The organism is Psychroserpens sp., assembly GCF_034670085.1.
Classification (GTDB): domain Bacteria; phylum Bacteroidota; class Bacteroidia; order Flavobacteriales; family Flavobacteriaceae; genus Psychroserpens.
Window position 1 is genome coordinate 52,257 of record NZ_JAXMOD010000002.1, and the last position, 20,311, is coordinate 72,567.

The 20,311-nt window shown below is 30.9% G+C and carries 15 protein-coding genes; 6 read left to right on the forward strand and 9 right to left on the reverse strand.

Annotated elements, in window-relative coordinates; all coding sequences use genetic code 11:
- Positions 1–2 precede the first annotated feature (2 nt).
- The 9 genes from VOI25_RS04030 to VOI25_RS04070 form a co-directional block, all read right to left on the reverse strand.
- On the reverse strand, positions 3–4,535 hold the full coding sequence (locus VOI25_RS04030) for a DUF6443 domain-containing protein (RefSeq protein ID WP_323787684.1): 4,533 nt from the start codon (positions 4,533–4,535) through the stop codon (positions 3–5).
- Positions 4,536–4,542: 7 nt separating this feature from the next.
- Positions 4,543–8,010, reverse strand: coding sequence for an RHS repeat domain-containing protein (locus tag VOI25_RS04035; RefSeq protein ID WP_323787685.1), 3,468 nt, complete (start codon positions 8,008–8,010; stop codon positions 4,543–4,545).
- Between the two features lie 273 nt (positions 8,011–8,283).
- Positions 8,284–9,405, reverse strand: coding sequence for a type II secretion system F family protein (locus VOI25_RS04040; RefSeq protein WP_323787686.1), 1,122 nt, complete (start codon positions 9,403–9,405; stop codon positions 8,284–8,286).
- Positions 9,406–9,416: 11 nt separating this feature from the next.
- Complete coding sequence (locus VOI25_RS04045) at positions 9,417–9,881, reverse strand: PulJ/GspJ family protein (protein ID WP_323787688.1); 465 nt, start codon at positions 9,879–9,881, stop codon at positions 9,417–9,419.
- A complete protein-coding gene (locus VOI25_RS04050; RefSeq protein WP_323787689.1) occupies positions 9,868–10,203 on the reverse strand; it encodes a hypothetical protein in 336 nt (111 codons plus the stop codon). Before VOI25_RS04050 ends, VOI25_RS04045 begins: the two co-directional genes overlap by 14 nt.
- Positions 10,191–11,468, reverse strand: coding sequence for a hypothetical protein (locus tag VOI25_RS04055; protein WP_323787690.1), 1,278 nt, complete (start codon positions 11,466–11,468; stop codon positions 10,191–10,193). Before VOI25_RS04055 ends, VOI25_RS04050 begins: the two co-directional genes overlap by 13 nt.
- Entirely contained in the window at positions 11,468–11,935 is a 468-nt protein-coding gene (locus VOI25_RS04060) for a hypothetical protein (RefSeq protein WP_323787691.1), read from the reverse strand. The genes VOI25_RS04055 and VOI25_RS04060 overlap by 1 nt, the downstream gene beginning before the upstream one ends.
- The gene (locus VOI25_RS04065) at positions 11,925–12,284 is read right to left on the reverse strand and encodes a hypothetical protein (RefSeq protein WP_323787692.1); all 360 of its coding nucleotides are present in this window, start codon (positions 12,282–12,284) and stop codon (positions 11,925–11,927) included. The genes VOI25_RS04060 and VOI25_RS04065 overlap by 11 nt, the downstream gene beginning before the upstream one ends.
- Position 12,285: 1 nt before the next feature.
- Entirely contained in the window at positions 12,286–13,041 is a 756-nt protein-coding gene (locus tag VOI25_RS04070; RefSeq protein ID WP_323787693.1) for a hypothetical protein, read from the reverse strand.
- Positions 13,042–13,317: 276 nt separating this feature from the next.
- Between VOI25_RS04070 and VOI25_RS04075 the strand changes: the two genes are divergently transcribed.
- The 6 genes from VOI25_RS04075 to VOI25_RS04100 all read left to right on the forward strand — a co-directional run bounded on the left by VOI25_RS04075 (position 13,318) and on the right by VOI25_RS04100 (position 20,294).
- Complete coding sequence (locus VOI25_RS04075) at positions 13,318–13,980, forward strand: response regulator transcription factor (protein ID WP_323787694.1); 663 nt, start codon at positions 13,318–13,320, stop codon at positions 13,978–13,980.
- Positions 13,981–14,081: 101 nt separating this feature from the next.
- A complete protein-coding gene (locus tag VOI25_RS04080) occupies positions 14,082–14,486 on the forward strand; it encodes a hypothetical protein (protein ID WP_323787695.1) in 405 nt (134 codons plus the stop codon).
- Positions 14,487–14,973: 487 nt separating this feature from the next.
- Entirely contained in the window at positions 14,974–16,383 is a 1,410-nt protein-coding gene (locus VOI25_RS04085) for a GspE/PulE family protein (protein WP_323787696.1), read from the forward strand.
- Positions 16,384–16,421: 38 nt separating this feature from the next.
- Complete coding sequence (locus VOI25_RS04090) at positions 16,422–18,587, forward strand: hypothetical protein (RefSeq protein WP_323787697.1); 2,166 nt, start codon at positions 16,422–16,424, stop codon at positions 18,585–18,587.
- Complete coding sequence (locus VOI25_RS04095; RefSeq protein ID WP_323787698.1) at positions 18,587–19,789, forward strand: hypothetical protein; 1,203 nt, start codon at positions 18,587–18,589, stop codon at positions 19,787–19,789. The genes VOI25_RS04090 and VOI25_RS04095 overlap by 1 nt, the downstream gene beginning before the upstream one ends.
- Complete coding sequence (locus tag VOI25_RS04100; RefSeq protein WP_323787700.1) at positions 19,782–20,294, forward strand: hypothetical protein; 513 nt, start codon at positions 19,782–19,784, stop codon at positions 20,292–20,294. Before VOI25_RS04095 ends, VOI25_RS04100 begins: the two co-directional genes overlap by 8 nt.
- Positions 20,295–20,311 lie beyond the last annotated feature (17 nt).

Genomic DNA, 20,311 nt, shown 5'->3' on the forward strand with positions numbered 1-20,311 from the left:
ATTTATGGGTTTTCTTGTTCATTTCTTTGTACTCTAGTTGTTTCATAACTATTACCGTGATAAGTAGTTGTCCCAGACAAATTAGAATTTCCAGTATTAGGGGTAAGTCTATTAACAGTAAAATTCGTTGCATTTGCTTCTGAACCAACTGCATTTTCTATAAAGAAAAAGAATCCTTGTCCATTTTCTGTATCTCTACCTACTACTGTAACGTAATGGTCAGTTCCTAAATTGTCTGTATTACTACCTCCTGAATAATCAACACCTACAACAACAGCATTTCCGTTTTCTAATTCCGAGTTAATATAATTAATGGCATCATCACTATTTAGTAATTCATCTGTACCAGCATTATATACTTCAATTCTATTTGCAATGGTTACTTCACCTGTGCTCCCTTGACCAGCAAGGTCAGTCCCAAGTTCATTAGCTTGAGCACAAGCTAAATTTGCACAATTAGTATTTCTAGGTGCACCAAAAGTGTTATTACCAGTCAAATCACTATCTGCCCAAGTGAATACATCATTAGTTGATGAGTCATAATTATTAATTGGAGATAAATAATTAGGATTACTAGTATCAGCTGGTGTTCCATTTGCACCTCCCAAATCACTAGAAACTGGTGGCGGAACAAATTCTTGATTGACAACATCTATAGCATTTGGTGTTGTAATAGCTCCTTCTAGACCTTCTAGTTCAACTTTCCAGACAGGGTTATTATGAGCAAATTGATAATTAGTTATTGTATAAAAATCTTCACTTATAGGGTCAATTCCAAAAAACCTTCCAATCTCAGGCATATAGTTTCTATATCTAAATGTAAGCCAACCAAGTCCAAGTTCATCATTTTCTTCTTGGTTCAGGAAACCCCATTTATGGTCAGTACCATTAATAACGTTATTATACCCTTTATGTTTTAAGCCAAAGGGATAGTAGTTATTTTCTTCAAGGATTTCACTTTTGGATACTTCGATAGAACCATTATTATCAATATCAGAATATGCTAGTCTAATATTTCCTAAATGGTCTTTGTATTGATAAACATAATCAAAGCCACCACTTCCATTAAGTTCAACGTATCCTTCTGGATGCGAAAAGAACTCTAAACTACTGTCTTTATAAATAAAATTATTTATGTATTGAGTACTACTCGTACTACTGCCTACCGTAACAGCTTTAGACAACTTTACACCAGTTGCATCATATTTATAAGTTACAATGTCACCACCAGTTTGTGTAACACTTACAGGAAGATTTAAATGATTATAAGTTATGGTGATATCTTTGTTGTTATCTGTTATCATATTACCATTGACATCATATAGGTAATCATCATCACTGTTATTATATATACTATCTGATATATTACCATCATTAAACCCAGTTGTATAAATTGTATTATCGGTAACAGAGTGCAATTGATTACCATTATAATAATAATTTAAATTATCCATTGTAGCAAATGTAGAAGGATTGTTATCATCTGTATGACCTTCTCTAGCTAAAGTAAGAATATTTCCATTTTTATCATAAGTTATACTGTTAAGATTGTAATAATCATTTTGATTTACTCCTAAAAGCTTATGATAGTCAGCAGATTTAATTCTGTTGAGTGCGTCATAGGTATAGTCATAACCTCGTTTATTTGCATATTCTTGATTATTAGGATCTACACTTGTAGTTTTCCATAAGGTTTCACTTATATTTCCATTATATAAAGGAGTGCCATCTAATTCATTTGTATTATAATTGATTTTAAAAGCAAACATATCTTCAATAGCACTATTTACTCTAAGGTCATTAACGTCATTAATAGTTTTTAACCAACCTCTAATATTATAGGTGTAATCTACTTCTTGTAATCCACTTTCTAAATCTATAATATTAAAATCTTTAATATTAGTGTCTAAACTATATATTGATAAATCACCAATCATAGGTGCATTTGTAGTTTGAACTCCAGAGACGTAAAATGGTTCTCCGTTTTTAAGATAATAAACTGTTGTACCACGTCTTTCTACAGAAAATTTATCTCCAGGAAAATGGGTGGTTTCTACATTATTAATACTTACACCACCTTCTCTAATAGAAACAACTCCATTCCAAAATATTCTTATGCCGTAATCAATTGTATTCCAATGTTGGTTAGTATCTGTATATGAAAGACCAGCTATATAGAGTTTATTTAAATCAGTAGTTTCAAATGTTATATAACCATCTCCCGAAATAGAATTTGTAGTTGAAAGACCTGAATTACCCCAACCACTTGCTGTCGAGTTTATTATATCTGTTGAAGTGGAAACTCCTACTTCGTTAGCGTATGAAGACGAAGGACTAGGGTGTAGTTCTCCACCAACATACTTTTTTGTTAGCTGACCAAGTTCATCATAGTTGTTTTTTGCTATGAGCTCAAAAGGTGAATTATTTATAGCTTGTTCGTGTCTGATTAGTCTTCCAGTATGGTCATATCTAAACTCATCATTAACAACTATTGTCAATGGACTAAATTTAGTTGCATGAGAATTGATTGACCTTATAACTTTTCCACTAAAATCAAGGTAGCTACTTAAAGCATCTAATGATGTTAAGTAATCATTTCTTGAAACAGAATGAATAGGCCTTCCTTTTGTATCATAAGATGAGGTACTTACTGTCCACTTATTCGTGTCTAGAATTCGCACTTTCCCACCTGTGCTAAGACCTTTTGTGTTTAATGCAAATGGCTGATTTAATAATGTATATCCTATAAATACATTTTCAATTTTAGTACCTGAATCAAAGAACGAACTATCACCTATAAGCGCACTAGTACTTGAGTCAGAAGATGTATAAAATGCTATATTATTTCTATAATAAGTAATTTGATTACCATATCGTTCAACCTTGAATACATCTCCAACGGAATATACACTACTTGTAGAAGTCGAACTGTACTTAACTACACCTTCTTCATATACATCAAAGTATCCGAAATTTTTCCTAAGAAAAACAGCATAATCTATAGATGTGTAATTATTATCTGGTGCTGAGCTAGTCTTTGAGAGACCAACCATTACACCTTTATCAGTTTGAGAAGCAGTCCATTGAATATATCCATCACTTCCTATTGTTGCTGTAGTTTCGAAACCGGCATTCCAACCACCAACTGCTCCATCAGGCTTCTCAACCACATTTCCAGTTTCAACTAAACCATCATTAGCATCTATTTCTAGTTCGTATGAAGCCTCAAAAGAATCCTGGGTGTCCCACTGATAGTCATCGTAATAATTTATGGTGTATATATCAATATCCACTTTTGGAATAATCTTGTTATCATAGTAAATATCAGTTCCATTTACAGTAATATAATTAAGTAATCTTGGTTCGCTATAATTACCTTCTGTATTTACATCGTTTTGAAGTTCGATCCGTCCAGAATTATCGTTCCCTCCATTGGGCACAAAATGATGCTTTCCAGTATAAATGACTCTATCAAATTTGTCATATTTGGTAAATAACCAATCGTTATTAGTTCTCAAATTGGCATCTTGGGTAAGTATAGGATGATCTGCCATGTCATAAACAATATATTCCCAACCTTTTTGAGGTATTTTCTTTTCTATAAGCCTATTTCTAGAATCATAATGATATTGGTAACATAAATCATCTAATGCTGATTGAATTACATTGTCATTTGAATCTAAAATATTCTCAGATCCTTCAGGAGAAATAACGAAAGTTAAGTTTCCAAAATTGTCATATACATAATAAGTATCATAAATATCAGTAGTTTCATAAGTTCTTTTTAAAACAATTTGCCCTTGTTTATTTTTAAACTCTTCTGTTGTGTGATTTTCAGCATCTAATGTTTCCCAGTTTTCATCTTTTGTAATTGCTTTATATAGTTCACCATCTTTATAAATGCCATTATAAGCCAGATTAGCTTCATCCATATTACCACCAGGATGATTGACTATAAAATGTCTTATATTTTCACTTGTTTTGTTAACAAGATAATCCAATTTGATGGTGTGATTTTCATTCATACTCCAATCTTTTCCAGGAGCTGCCTGCTCCAAAATGCGATTAAGCGGAGAGGCTTCGAATCTTTTTTCTGAATAGGCATTTATCTCACCAGAACTGATAATATCCTCAGTGTATTTAATAGCATAATGACCTTCCAAATCTAGAAGTAATTGGTTATGGTTACGGTAATTAAGATTTCCTGTTCCTAATACTTGATCTTCGTCAGCATAAGGAAGATAATCAAAGACCTGTCTTCCAATAGCGTCGTACTCAAAAGGAACAATGATATCCTGTTTATTGCTTCCTGAATGTTTAGAAATACTTTGTATTGGTCTTCCGAGTCCATCGAAATAGGTAATGCTTTCAATCTTATCGTCTTGAATTAAAGGCATAGTTGTCCCTGCTTTATTTATACCATCTGTTGTTTCAACTTGGTAGGTAGTTGTTTGGACATGGTTCTCGGTTGTGGTCTGTGCTAAAATTGTATATGGCAACAGAATACTTATAAGGATGTATATTGAATTTTTCATAGTTAGTTTAGTTTTGTGTTCTGTAGACATATTCGTTTTCGCTAAGGATGTTACCATCCTTGTCTTTTATCATTTTCAATCTATTAAAATCATCATAGACATAGTATGAGGTGTTACCTCTAGGATCAGTGACACTGGTAACGCCAATAATTGGATCATAGGTAAATGTCGTGACCTGACTATCTAGTAGGTCATTTCTCAAATTGTCGAGTGCCTGTCTTAGACTACCTTCATTCCCAACAAAGCCTATAGTGGTATCGTCATCTGCATTTGAAAGTGCTTTTAGATTTACAACATAATTACTAACATCAGCATAGGTTGCGTTCTCTATCTTTGCAATGGGGTACATGTCATTGTAACCCCAAATATATGTAATATGAGCGCCTAATGTTTTTGATACTTCCAATGGATTTCCATAATCATCATAGTCATAGAACTTAATACGTTCTTCAGGTGTTACTGCCCCTTTACCTACTTTAATCTTTTCTGGAAGTAATAATTTTTTATTAGGATCTTGATCAAAATCATTATATATATTAAAAGTCTGTGATAACCAAGTGTTGTTTTTTTTGTTTTTTGTCTCTAGAACGACATTTATTTTGTTGATATCTATAAGCTGCTGTCTAATTGAACCAGAATTTCCACCTCCAGGGTAAGTATTATCAATGGGGTAATAAAATTGTGTTAGATATTCTTGTTCAGTACCTTTTTCATCGAAATAAGAATATTGCTTAGATATCTGGAAGTTATCTGTATTATACTCAAATTCCTGGCGTGAAACACTTGAAGTTTGGTTGGATTGTTCGTCATAGAAATATTCGGTTGTTGTAGTACCTAACATTTGAGCCCAACCTGATTTAAAATCAGTTGCTAATTGTGGAATCGCTCCTCCACAATTATAAATAGATGTATCAATGATACAGGCATAATTATTGCACAGCGGCATATATCCTTGAGAAGGAATCTCATCACGAAAGCTTTCATAAGTATCAAAAAATTGTATGTATTCACATAAATCCGGTTTGTGTGAATATCTAGATTTAAAAATAAAATCAACATTATCATAATTTGGGTCTTCAATATTATATGAATTGCTTACCTTTTTTAAAATTCTTGCTGGTGTACTATTGTCATAAACCTTTTGCTCAGAAAGTAACCCTCTTTTATAATCTAAATTCTCACGAGGGTATGAATGTGGAAGTGAAAAAGTACTGGATTCACTTGGATAATCAAATGGAGAGGTAAATGCATACATAGTATGACCATTATTCTCCTCAGATACTTTTACACTTCTGTAACCAACATAAGAACCTTGTGATAATTCGACATTAACACCTTCCTGTCTAACACTATATTCAACTATTCTTGGAAGAAAACTCCCGGGGCTGTTTCCGACAGTACTAAATAAGTGTTTTTTTACACTATGTGTATAATTTCTACCTAAACGATCTTGCTTGGCATCAATAGTACCCGATGAAGATTCATTACCATTTAATCCACCAATAACTTGATCATTTACATATTGGTAAGTAACTTTTTTCAGATGGTCGTTAGATGATATACTTTCTTTAAAAATAATGTCTTTAATCCTAACGCCTCCACCTATCATTTCTTGATCTATATTTGAATTTGCATCTACATAATCAATGCCAGTAGTACCCTCTATTATGAAGCTTTCGTTAAGAATATTGCTTCCTGCTCCTCCAAGTCTAAGTATTAAGTTATAGCTTCCAGCAGGTACATCACGAACAATATGACAGGCTTCACCTAACTCCATAAGTCCACTATAACTTTCCCCATTTTTAATGAGTTCAATTCTGTAATTTGAAATTTGACTTGCCGAACCAGTAGTATTTGTTATGTGGGATGTGATATAAATATCCTGTTCAAAGTCTAATATAACTGTGCTAATTGAACGAGGAATTGTGGAATTCAAATTTTGATGACTAAAAGAGTCATTCACAGACTGGGTACTTAAATTTCTCGGGTTTTCCATATAGTCATTATAAGTAATAGATTGATTTCCTATGAAGGAATATGAGTTATGCTCAAAAACAAATTCTTTTATACCACCTGTAGGATATTCAATAGAAGTCAACAAACCATTGGTAATCTTCAGATCACTGAAAGTTTCTGAGTTACCACATGCAATCGTAGAGGAACCAATTCCACTAAAATAACCCCAGTCATCAGTTTCGACAGAGTCAAAACCGGGTAAGAGATGTTTCTTTTTATATGTGAATTTGTAATCATGGTTGATTCCATTTGCTGTTTCGGTTATTTTTGTGAGCCACAAACGATCAGGATTTGGATTTGGTAAATCTATATAGTCAAACTTGAAATGCTTATTCTCTATAATGTTATTTGGATCTCTAGCATCAACAATTCTAATTTTATCCAAAACTGCGCCTCCAGTTTCGGGATGCGAATTGATGGAGAGGTCAAAAACAACTTTCGTTGAATCTCTAAAAACTATAGATGAGAGTTTTTGTGTTGGAGCACTGGTATGAAATTTACTTATGGTTGCTTTTGGATTTAGCTGACCTATATTATATGAGTTAGATAAAACTTGTTCTAAAGTTGCATTATCTATATCTATTATTTCATTATAAGTTCTATTTACCGAAGCCACATAATCTTCTTGAGAGGTAGTATAATTGAACGTAGCAAGTGTTAAATCGTTACTTGTTTTAATAGATGATAAATGCCATGCAGAATTAACAGTGTAGTCAAAGCCCGCTCCAGAAGAAGAAATACTACCTTCACCACCTTGAGGAATAGATCCAGTGAAAGGACTAGATGTTGTAGTTTCAACTATATCAAAAGTAAACTTATATCCAAAAGCATCTGTGACAATAAAACTACTGATCACATAATTTGTAGTATGGATGAACTCAATTTTAAAATTATGGCTTTTAGAAATTAGTTTTGGTACAAATGTGGTTCCTTCTTTTATGATAACAAACCGTCCAGAATAATTTAAAAAATTGAACTGATATAAGTCAACTTCAGAATCATTTCTATTAGTACTACTCCCTACGACTCGCCAATTGTATCTTAATTGGTCTTCAACACTAATAGTCTCATAATCCCAATAATCATCTAAGTGCATGACGCCTTTTGCTGAATTTAACGTGCTTTCATCAGGAATTCCTCTTACTGTTCTAGAAATAACCCCCCCAGCTTGCAGGCTCCAACCTGTGCCTACCCAACCTGATCTATTATTTATTTTTATACCTTGAGTGTTATAGCTTAAAGCCAGATTAATGCCTAGTTCAGTATTAAGAGCCTTACTGTAAAGTGGTATTGAAATATTGGGCTGTCCTGTGTAATAACTTACAGGAACTTCTTCAAACTGCATTAAATTAGCTACAGTTGGTGATGGCGGAATGACTTGGGGCAGTTCTTGACCATGGGAAATTATGGTCATCAAAACTATAAAAATAGTCGGAATCGATATTGCAGATTTTTTCATCAAAAAAGAGTTTAATAGTTAATGGATTTATTAATTTGTTGCTAGCAACAATATTTACACTAAAACTAATTTTATATAAACCGAGTAGAAAATAATAGTCCTTACAATAAGTAAGGACATTCCTTATATTTTGTAGGGTTGACCCTTAAAAAAAGTAAGGTCACTCCTTATGTTTTATTATTATTTCAGTTTTGATTATTGATGAAACCCTTATTTTAAAAGGTCTCAATTGCATTGGTAATAAGAGAAATTTGGTTAAACATTAATTAAAGTTTATCCTAGTACACTACTGAGTCTAAACATAGGTAAGTACATAGCAACAAGAATAACACCTACTAAAATGCCAACAATCATAATAATAAAAGGCTCCAATAACGTAGAGAGCAATTTAGAACGCTGCTCAACCTGAGAGGTATATTGCATATTAAGCCGTTCAAATATGAATTCATTTTGATTAGTTTCTTCTGCGACTTTTACAAGTGCAATCATTTTATCATCAAAAAGAGTATGAGATTTTAAACTCTCACTTAAAGATTTTCCATTAATAATGGATTTTTCAACTTCAATAAGAGCCTTCTTCAACGGATAAAAATCTATCATTTGTTTTACAAGTTGTATACTATGAACTACAGGAACTTTTGATGACGTAAGTAATGATACAGCTTGAGTAAACTGTGACAGATAAAGTATTTTTATAAATTTTCCTAGAATTGGTATTTTTAAAGTAAGCTTGTCCTTAGTTTTTTTATAAAACTCTTTTTTATTAAATAATGAACGGGATAAGAATAATCCCAAGCAACTAATCAAAATTATTAATCCGTAGGTTTTTGTAAACTCTGAAACAGATATTATAAATTTTGTGATTCCTGGCAACTCAACATTTTGCTGTCTGAAAATATCTTGAAACATAGGCACTACAAATTGCAACATAAAGACAACAACTATAACAGCAGTACTTAATATGATAATAGGATAGGTTAATGCACTCATCAGTTGTCTTCGCTGCTCATTCTTCTTTCCGAAGAACACTCCTAATTGCTCAGTAACCTTGGGAAGAGTTCCTGTTTCTTCACCTATTTTAATAGAGTAATATTCATAATCGCTAAACTCCTTTTCTGTTTTAAGAATTTCAGATAATGAACTTCCAGAAATAATACCCTCAGAAAGCTTTTGAATTTTCTCTTTGTGAAATTTCTTTTTAAATGCATTTTGAATAAGTTCTAAACCATCTTTAAGATTTATTCCAGCTTTTAATAAAACACTCAATTCCGTATAAAAATCTTCTTTGATTTTATTTGAAAACGGGCTCCCAAACAAATGTATTTCTTTTTTTAAAAAAGAAACGCTCTCTGTAGACTTAGGTTTAGTCGTTTCAGTTTTTGATATGTTGTCCAATTTAAAACCCATTAATTCATAAAGGTATTAGCGTCATTGGATTTAAAAATGAATAAGGATTGATATTGAAACTTTTCAGAAGCTTCTAATTTAATGGCATCAATATTCTGCTCTTGAATCAGCTCTCCATTAAAATAGAACTGTTTGTTTTGAAAAAACAAATCAAATGTATCTTGCTTTCTTATAATGTGCTTATCAGTAAACTTATAGCGTATTGAATCTATTTCAGAAGCGAACTTTAATTCATTTTGAATGCTATTGTAAGTAATGTTCGGGTATCTATTAAAGTCCATCCATAGTATGGATTCAAGGCGATTTAATTCTAAATTTCTACCATAATTACTTTGAATTGCAGTCATATGCTTTTGTACTAGTCCTAGAACTGAAAATGCCAATCCAACAACTATACTAGTAAGAATTAAAACAATAATCATTTCGCTTAATGTATATGCCTTTATTTTTTTATTTAATTTCATAATTAGTTTGGCTAATAGATTTACTCGACGTTTGGTTTACGGCTTCAATTTCAATCATATAATCATTCCCATCTAGAAACCTAACAACAGTAATTTCCCAAACTCCATGTGTTTCATAATAAGGGGTATTAAGTTTTTCATTTACGTATAAATATTGCAGTTCATTTAAATGACTTTCTATTAATTGAGTATTACTTTTAATAGAGTTCGAAAACACATTATTTAAGATCATACTAGATATTAGAAATATAATTACAATAAGAACTGTAGCTACTAAAGTCTCCATTAAGGTTGATCCTCTTATTTTTTTTAGTATAACCATTTTGCAATTCCTTTTTTAGAATTCAACAATTGTATTCCAACAAATTCTTTTGGTAGCTCATTAATACTAATGGTTCCATTATAGATGTGATTTTGAAATATAGAACCTGATTGTTTGGATATAAAATTGTTAGTATAAACGCTTCCTATAACAGTTCCTTTTAAATCAATATTTTGATTGCAATACACTTCACCAAAAACAGTTGCGTTTTGTTCTATTTCAATTTGAGATTCGTAGTTATTAGATCTTGGCTCACCTAGGTAAATTATAGAGCCCTTAATTCTACTTCCAGACTTGAGTAACACTTTAGATTTCTTTATACCAGAATCGTTTGTCTGATGAATTGGAGAATCCTTTTCGTTTAAAACTAAAGTAGTCGGATAATCTAATATTACATCGGTTCCTACCACTATATTTTGAGAGGCAAAAGCTTGAAAATGACCAGATGTACCATCTTGGATTTCAATCTCTGGTGCTATTAGTATTACATCCTTTAATGCAGATGAATTCTGAATAATTATTTTAGTTTTTGATTGAATAATTATATTTCCAATAAGATGTATTGAAGATAGTTTAATCTCATTATTAGAAAACACAAATTGAACAGGTTCAAAAAAAGAGTTCTGATACGTATTTCCACTTAAGATATCCAAGAACTGTTCAAGGTTTCCACTTAAATATTGACTACTTAGATTTCTGATTTGATTTGTTACATTAGAATGCAGACTAGGTAAGTAGCTTGATGTTTTGATATCGCCATAAATAAGCTGGTTTCCATAGTAATTATGTCCAGAAACACTTCCTGATTTCACACCTTTTTTAGGCAAATAAGACAAACCTTTTATCTCAGTGTCACCAACAACAACTAGTGGTTGATTATTATCTTGGAGGTAAAGCGCTATTCTATTAGTTTCTTTTTGTACTCCTCCAATAATTCCTGTTTTTTTAATAACATTATTTTTAATTTTTGAAACAGAAGTGACTCTTTCATATAGCCCCCAAAACTCCCTATTTACTTTTAGCGATTTGAATTCATCATTTTTTAGTTCAATTCTTATAGTATCGTTTAGTTTCAGATCATTTAAAAGCGCATAATCAATACCTTTGTTTGAGTTTTTAATCCCTTCAATTATAAAATCATTTTGAGTGCTAAAACGATTATGGGTATGAATAAATAACATAAAAGCCATGAGCAGAAAAGCAATAACCACAACAATACATAACGTGAGTTGTAATGCTCCAGCTTTAAGTTTTAATCGATACATTATTGTCGTTCTATAGTTTGATATGTATTGTTATAAAAGATCTTAATAGACTTTTGATTACCAGAAACCAATTTTATCTTATCTATGGTCTGTCCAGTTTTAAGTAAATGCTCTGTGTTTTCAATATGTATCACAAATACCTGATCTGAAGTGTTCTGCTTTTGAATTAAGCCTTTATAAATAATTTCTAACTGATTTTCAGTAGAATTTTTGTGAACACTTTTGGTAATTTGGTTATTGTGTTTTTTTCTACTAGAAAGTGTTCCGAGAAAAGGATCTCTATTTACATTTTGGATTGAAAAGGTATCAATTTCTTGGCTTGCGATTGGGTTAAATGCAACATTTGAATTCTGTTGTATTAATACAGGCTCATCTGGATTAATTCCAATAATGATCTTATAAGCTATAATTCCCCATATAAGGAGTACACCAATTAAAAGCAGGTATGTTTTGGTTTTACTCTTCAATGGAAAAGTTTTGAGTAGTATATTGTGTTTGATATTGAGAGTTCTGAGCTCTTACTCGCCACTGATAATCACCTAATGATAATTCATTTGATAGATTGGTGGCTACAACCAATGTGTCTATGATTATTTGAGTAGCATTTTCAAAATTAGGAGTTGCAATTTGCAGGTGATAACTATCTACTTGTTCAAGAGCCGTCCATGAAAATGTAATATTGCTTGGAACTAAAACTGAATTGTCACTTGGTGCTAATATTTCTACTTGCTTATTCGTTATATCTTCTATTTCGATAATATCATCACAATTAAGTGTTAGACCAAATATTAGCATTAAAACAATCATTTTCTTCATATTAAAACTTATAATAATTAATGTCTTTTTTTGCTCGTTTTGAAGATTTATAGGTTTGATTCGGACATCCATTATCACCTTCAACAAGATCTACAATTTCCAGTTGATACTTACTGTTTTCCTTCCAACAAACGGAGGCAGTTCTATAAGAAAAAACAACACCTTCCCTAAAATTGATTGTGCTTACTAATTTAGACTCGTTATATAATTTAAGAGCAATATTATTAATGCCTGATTGTTCTAGAAACACTTCCTCAGCCTGTTTAAGAGCTTCCGTTTTCTCTTTGTTAAATACTATCGATAGACTTGTTACTATATGCGAATTATTATCATGTAATAAAAAATCTTTAACTCCAATATTTTCTTTATGATTTAATAGATGTATTAGTGTTATTCTATCTGAGATATTAATACTCAAAAAATGAGGTTTGTGTTGAATAGAATCGTGATAATTGATTTTTATTTGCTCACTTTGAGATAAACTAGATTTACTAAATGCGGAATATGTGCCACTATTAAAACTTATAGGTGTTATATTTATTTTAATAGGTTTAAAATATTTAGGGATTCCAATACTTGTATAAGTCTTTTCTATAATGAAATTCTCATCACTACCAATACTACCTAAAGTGATATTTTTAGAAGTTTCAAAATGTTGTTTGCTCTCTATGGAAATTGTTTTACAACTGACATTAAGAAATGATACAAACCCAAAGAATGAGACTATTGTAATTTTTCGATATAGATTAGAATTCATTTTTAAATCGTAATAACGTGAGTAATATTTAACAAAAGTCAAAAGGCTTAACCTCAAATATATCCAAGCTTTGCAGACGAAAAAACAATAAGTCCTTATAATAAGTAAGGCTAGTCCTTATTTTTTGTAAGGGTCATCCTTACTTATTATAAGGGCGACCCTTTTAATTTGAATAAAAAATAAAATATATTCGACTATATAACGATTTAATAAAACCTTATAATCCCTAATAATTTAAATAACATTGCCAATGAAGTAAACCCTAACTAAACATAAATGACTAATTCACGAATATTGATGATTGATGATCATCCAATGATCACAGAAGCCTATCGTAAATCTATTTTAAACTTCGCTGATAATAATGAAGGCTATATTTTTCATATAGATACGGCTGTTTGTTGTGATTCTGCATTATTATTTTTAAATGAATTCTCTTATGATGTGGTTTTTTTAGATATCAGCTTACCTAATTCTAAAGACCAAAAATTTAAATCAGGAGAAGATTTAGGAATTTTTATTAAAAAAAAATTCTCAAATACTAAGATTATTGTAATTACTGGTTATAGGGATTCATTTGTAATGAGTAGACTTCTTGAATTTTTAAGCCCTGACGCGCTTTTATATAAAGGAGATGTAAATTTAGATATGTGTTCAAAATCACTGATTAGCATCTTGCAAAATATTCCATTTTACAGTTCTTCCATTTTACAACTCATCAGAAAAAAACTCTCTAGTGAAATCAGATTAAGCAAAACAGAGAAAATACTATTGTATGAAATAGAAAAAGGCACCACGATAAAAGAATTAAGCGATATGCTGCACATGTCAGTTGGCGCTGTTGAAAAGAGAAAAAGGTACTTAAAAGAACTCTTTAACATTGATATAAGTGAAGATTCTGCACTTATAACTGCTGCTAAAGAAAAAGGGTTTATTTAAAAAAGTAAGGACTATCCTTACTTTTTGTAAGGACGCCCCTTACTTTTTGTAAGGACAATGAAAAGTTATTGATTTTAAAACTTTGTTACTTTGATTTTAGTATGAAAAACATAAAAAAATTAAAAGCATATAACCTCCAAGAGGTGCTTACGGTACTACTGATTATAGGTATACTTCTGTTATTAGCACTACCCAATCTAATGCCACTTATTAGTAAGGCAAAGGCAATTGAAGCCCAAACCCAATTGAAATACATTTACAATTTGCAGACGACTCATCGGTTTATGTATTCAAAATATTCTAATGATTTAGTAGAACTAGATTTTGAAGCTCCCAAAACCGTTAAACAGGATGGAACAAGTAATTATGTCTATGACATCCTTGAAGCCGGCAATTCTAACTTTATTGTTAGAGCAACTGCTATCACAGATTTTGATGGAGATGGCATTTTTAACGTTTGGGAAATCAATGAAAATGGCACACCTAAACAAATTACTAAAGATTAAAAAGTATGATCATTACAAAGCTCTTACTCATTATCACTTTAGTTTTCATAGCCTACCAGGATATTAAGGAACGTCTTGTATATTGGTTTTTATTTCCATTATTGGGATTAATTGTTGGAGTTTTGTTTTATACCCAAACACTTTCTGAATTATTTTTAGCTTCAGTCTTAATCAATCTTATAATAGTTTGTTTTTTTTATCTGGTTATCGTTTTACATTCTTTTTTTGTTCTCAAAAAAAGTTTTAGAGATGTTATTGGGGTGGGAGATATTCTAATGTTTTTCTTTTTGATTTTTACGTTTTCTTCAGTGTCATTTATTGTAACCTTTATCTCAGCAATTATCTTTTCGTATATAACACATTTACTTCTAAAAAATAATTTCAAAAACAAAACTGTTCCGCTAGCAGGTTATATGAGTATCTTTTATTCAATAACATATTTGGCGTTTTGGTCAGGAGTGGTTGATTCTTTATATCGCATCTGAATATGAACAAAACCACCTATGATATAGATACTTCATTATTTCAGCTTATTAATGCTGAGCAAGCTTATCATTATAGAATTATTCCAATCGAATTAGAAAATGGAGTAATTACATTTATATCTGATCAGGTATCAAAAGATTTAAAGCAAGAGCTTCAAATTGTTTTGAATAAGGACGTCAGGCTAATGCAAGAATCCTCAGAGAATATAGAACAATATTTAAGCACAAATTTTAGAAAACAAACTAGGAAACAAACTGAAGATTTGCAGTACAGCAATGATTTTTTGGAAAAATTATTATTTACAGCAAAAGATATTGGAAGCAGTGACATTCATTTTGAACCTTATGAGCATAAATGTCGAGTTCGTTTTCGTTTAGACGGGAAACTAAAAGAATATTTTGTAGTTGCTTTAAGTGATTACCCAACAATAATCAATAAACTAAAAATAAGAGCTGGTTTAGATATATCAGAAAAGCGTTTACCTCAAGATGGACGTATTTCAATCAAAACAGCTTCTGATGAGTTTGATATTCGTGTGTCTTCCCTGCCTACGCTTCATGGCGAGAAAATGGTACTCCGTATTTTAAGTAAGGATGCTAATCATATTGAGTTAGAATCATTGGGGTTTACAAAGAAAGAATTTCTAACCTACACTGAAACAATAAAAAAACCTAATGGCATCATTCTTATTTCTGGGCCTACAGGATCTGGAAAGACTACTACGCTATACGCAACTTTGAAATTATTAAATAGCGACGAAACCAATATACTCACCATAGAAGATCCAATAGAATATACGCTTGAAGGAGTGAATCAAGTACAATTAAAGGAGAATATCGGGTTAGATTTTTCTAGTACACTCAGAACTTTCCTGCGTCAAGATCCAGACATTATAATGGTTGGTGAAATACGTGATGCAGAAACAGCTAATATGGCTATTCGAGCTGCAATGACTGGGCATTTAGTTCTATCAACAATTCATACGAATTCTGCTTGGTCTACAATTTCACGACTCATAGATATGGGAATACCATCATTTCTTATAGCAAGTACACTTAATGTTAGTGTTGCTCAACGTCTAGTTAGAAAGCTTTGTAATCACTGCAAACAAGAACAATCTATTTCAAAAGATATATTGCCTTTAACTTTTGAAATTCCCAAGCATCTCAAAAAGCATTTTAAAGCTATTGGCTGCAATAATTGTCATCATACTGGTTATAGTGGTAGAAAAGCGATTTACGAGATTATTCCAATTTCTAAAACTTTGGTAGAAAATATTAGAAATAATGATTTACAAATTGATGATTATTTGTTTGAAAATGGTGTTGAAACTTTAAAAAGCAATGCTGTTCAACTTATAAATGAAGGAGCAACTTCTATTCAGGAAGTGTATGCGCTTTTATCAGACTAAAAGTATAAAGGATATTTATAAAAAGATTTAAGAATCAAATGATGATAAAAAAAACATGTTTACTAATCCTAATTAGCTTTTTGTTTTTTAATGGACAAGCACAGGATAATGACGAAATACAACGTATTGAAAATTTAAGAAATCAACTTACAATTTTGTCATCTGATAATGCTGGTCTAACTGAAACTGTAAAAACTGAAATTAGTGTTAATAATATTACGTTATCAAATTTTTTATTAGCGATTTCAGATCTTCATAAGATAAATATTAATGTCTCATCAGAGCTAAATATTATAAACATTGCTAACAACTTTTCAAATGTAACTGTTAGTGATTTGCTTATTTTTTTATGTAAGGAATATAAACTAACCATAGATTTTACGGGTAATATTCTCTCCATCAAACCATATCGAAAAGAAATTACAGTGCCAGAAACCCGAATAGTTCCTATAAACTATAGTCCATCTGATAATAAAATCTCCATAGATCTAAAAGGCGATAAACTTTATGATGTCTTTAAACGAATCATGGATGAAACTGGAAAGAACTTGGTGTTCTCGCCAGGTCTTGAAAGCAAGGTGCTGACAGCTTATATTCAGCAAACACCTTTTGAGGTAGCGATGGATAAATTAGCATTCGCAAACAATCTCTATGTCGAAGAATCTAAAGATGGCTTTTTCGTATTTGAAGACAATATTCAAAGCTATGATAATAATTCCACTCCTCAAATAAAACAGAGTATAGCAAGAAGCCGTAGTTCCGATTTTATCTTCGCAATTAAAGACCCTCAAGAGCAACTTTTAGAAGTAGATTTAATTAATACTCCAATAAGTGATGTGATTAATGACATAGGAAATGAATTAAATATCGATGTCTTCACGGCAACACCACTAGAAAATGCTGGAACTGTAACATTCAAAGCTAAGAGCATTAGTTTTGATGATTTACTTATAAACATATTTGAGTCTCAAGCCCTTTCTACAATCTCTCAAAATACAAATATGAATTCAAATACAACTAATATTAAAAGTGTTGAACGATTTACATTTAAAAAAGAAGGTAATATCTATTTTTTTGGTTCTGAAAAACAATTAAGTGTCCGTAAGGTAGCTATTGTACAAATGCAACATCGTTCGGTTGAGTTATTGTCTGACCCAACAGGAGGTCTAACAAGCAGTAGAAGCGCAGGACGTAATTTCAATAGTGGAAATAATTTAAACGGATTTAACAATCAATCAAATTCTTTTTCACCAAACAGAAATCGAGAACCTATCAATACCAACAATAATCAAAATTTCAACAATTTCAACTCTAAGGTTGAGGCTTTGATTAATATTCTTCCCGATGAAATAAAACAAGATTTAGACATCAAAGTTGATTATGAACTCAATAGTTTTTATGTTAATGGCCCTAGTGGAAATGTAGAGCGCTTTAGAGATTTTATTGGGCGTATAGATAAACCTGTTCCTGTGATATTAATTGAAGTAATGCTTATTGAGGTAAATAATACCTCAGTCGTTGAAACTGGAGTAAGTTGGGGAATTGGTAATGAACCTGTAACAACAAATGGTGCGATATTTCCAGAAACGGATCTGACTCTAGGAGCAAATACTATAAACAAAGTAATAGGTGGTTTTGATGGATTTGGATCGTTTAATCTTGGTAAAGTGGTTCCTAATTTCTTTGCTACTATAAAAGCTATGGAAAGTAATGGTAATTTAAAAGTGCGTTCTACTCCGAAATTATCCACTTTAAATGGTCATCGTGCGACATTTTCTAACGGACAAACATCTTATTATGCAGTTACTCAGCAAGCAGTAATAGGTTCAGACAACCCTGTTACGCAAACAGCAATAAATTATGTGCCAATTGATGCAGAATTAGGACTTACCATAAAACCACTCGTATCTGGAGATGGTCAAGTTACTTTAGACATATTTGTAGTCCAATCAAGTTTTGGAGCTCGTATTACTGAAGATGCGCCACCTGATATTAGTTCAAGAGAATTTAGCTCAATTATAAGAGTAAAAGATCAAGACATAGTTGTTTTAGGTGGTTTAGAAGAGCAAATGAAAAACAATTCAGGATCTGGAGTTCCATTTTTAGCAAGGATTCCAATTATCAAATGGCTGTTTAGCAAGCGTAAACGAGAAGCTAAAAAAGCAAAACTCACAGTACTTATAAAACCTACAATCATATATTAATGTTAAATAGATTTAGCACATATCTTCTATATGGAAATCATTTTTGTGGTATAGAACATACTTCAAGTGGCGAAGGTGAATTTATTTTTGTTTCAGTCATCAAGCAATCTAAAAAGGAATTAAATCAAGAATTTAATTTTGAATTACAATCTATCAAAGATGTATCAGAGAAATTTAAAAAAAATCAACATGCACATTTAATAATTAATAATGAGAAAGTAATATCTAAGTCACTCCAAAGTAATCAAAATGAAGCTCAGAAATTAGTATATAAGTCATTTCCGAATATCAATATAGAGGACTTCTATTTTGAAGTATTATCAGAAAACAACAATCATTTCATATCCATTTGTAGAAAAGATTATGTAAATACTCTTATTCAAAAGTATTTGGAGCATAATACCTTTATTACCAGTATTTCATTAGGCAATAATATATTCTCAACAATAAAATCATTTATCAAAGAACAAAATGTATTTACATCAAATGCGCTTATAAAGTTGAAAGAAGGTCAAATAATAACTATAAATAAAACTATTGTAGAAAATAAGTATTACGAAATAAATGGTTTAAGAGTTTCAAATACTGAAATTCTTTCATTTTCAGCTTCAATACAATCAATTCTAAAAAATAATGCCACAACCACAAATTTTGAAATAAAGCATAGTGTTTTACTAAATGAATTTAAACAAACACGTTTCTTTAGTCAGTATTTAAAATTTACAGGACTTTTTATTCTTGGGATGCTACTAGTTAATTTTTTGCTTTTTAATCACTATTTCAATGAGGTTAATCATTTGCAACAGATCACGGCAGTTAATAAATCTACTAAACAAAAAATATTAATTCTTGATGAGTCAGTTTCAAAAAAACAGAAATTAGCAGATGATTTATTAAGAAGTAATGGTTCTAAAAGTTCGTTTTATGTAAATACAATTATGAATAGTTTACCTGAAACTATATTACTTTCCGAGTATGACTATCAGCCCTTACTTAAACGAGTAAAGCCAGATAAACCAATAGTTTTAGACACCAAAGCAATAATGGTATCTGGAAGATCGAGTGATAGCGAATTATTTTCAACTTGGATTGCCAGGTTAGAACAAATTGATTGGGTAAAGAAAGTGGATATTATAAGTTACGGATTATCATCAAATCACCTCCCTGATTTTGAAATCAAAATAACTCTAAGTAATGATTAAAAAAAATAAAAACATATTGCTAGTTGCAGGCTTTGTTTTTACATTATTTATTTGCTATCAATTAGCAATTTCTAAAACTATTATTCAAAAGCAAGAGTATGATGTCTTAAAAAAACAGCAGGTTTTATTTAAAAACGCACCACAAAAACTTTCATTACTTAAAAAGAAAGAAGTATACTATGATTCTATATTAAATAAATACCAATTAGATGGTTCATCAGTAGAGAATAATCTTTTAAAAACTATTAATGTATTTGCCACAACAAATAATATAAAAGTGGTTAGTTTTTTAAAACCACATATAATTTTTAAAGAAGATTTAATTATAAAAACATATGAGTTTATTCTTGAAGGAGATTTCAATAACATTAATCAACTTATCCATCAATTAGAGCAAATGACGAAGTTTGGTGAGGTAGTAAATTTACAATTTGAAAAAAAGAAAAATCATAAAACAGGTAAGCAGTATTTACAAGCAAATATTTTATTAAAGAGTTTTGGTTAAATCTATTTAAGTATTAG

Excerpts from the sequence above, each read along its gene's own strand:
- VOI25_RS04045 (WP_323787688.1), bottom strand. The coding sequence starts at position 9,881 with ATGAAATTAAATAAAAAAATAAAGGCATATACATTAAGCGAAATGATT.
- VOI25_RS04055 (WP_323787690.1), bottom strand. The coding sequence starts at position 11,468 with ATGTATCGATTAAAACTTAAAGCTGGAGCATTACAACTCACGTTATGT.
- VOI25_RS04030 (WP_323787684.1), bottom strand. The coding sequence starts at position 4,535 with ATGAAAAATTCAATATACATCCTTATAAGTATTCTGTTGCCATATACA.
- VOI25_RS04090 (WP_323787697.1), top strand. The coding sequence starts at position 16,422 with ATGATGATAAAAAAAACATGTTTACTAATCCTAATTAGCTTTTTGTTT.
- VOI25_RS04035 (WP_323787685.1), bottom strand. The coding sequence starts at position 8,010 with ATGAAAAAATCTGCAATATCGATTCCGACTATTTTTATAGTTTTGATG.
- VOI25_RS04075 (WP_323787694.1), top strand. The coding sequence starts at position 13,318 with ATGACTAATTCACGAATATTGATGATTGATGATCATCCAATGATCACA.
- VOI25_RS04100 (WP_323787700.1), top strand. The coding sequence starts at position 19,782 with ATGATTAAAAAAAATAAAAACATATTGCTAGTTGCAGGCTTTGTTTTT.
- VOI25_RS04080 (WP_323787695.1), top strand. The coding sequence starts at position 14,082 with ATGAAAAACATAAAAAAATTAAAAGCATATAACCTCCAAGAGGTGCTT.
- VOI25_RS04095 (WP_323787698.1), top strand. The coding sequence starts at position 18,587 with ATGTTAAATAGATTTAGCACATATCTTCTATATGGAAATCATTTTTGT.
- VOI25_RS04070 (WP_323787693.1), bottom strand. The coding sequence starts at position 13,041 with ATGAATTCTAATCTATATCGAAAAATTACAATAGTCTCATTCTTTGGG.
- VOI25_RS04065 (WP_323787692.1), bottom strand. The coding sequence starts at position 12,284 with ATGAAGAAAATGATTGTTTTAATGCTAATATTTGGTCTAACACTTAAT.
- VOI25_RS04085 (WP_323787696.1), top strand. The coding sequence starts at position 14,974 with ATGAACAAAACCACCTATGATATAGATACTTCATTATTTCAGCTTATT.
- VOI25_RS04050 (WP_323787689.1), bottom strand. The coding sequence starts at position 10,203 with ATGGTTATACTAAAAAAAATAAGAGGATCAACCTTAATGGAGACTTTA.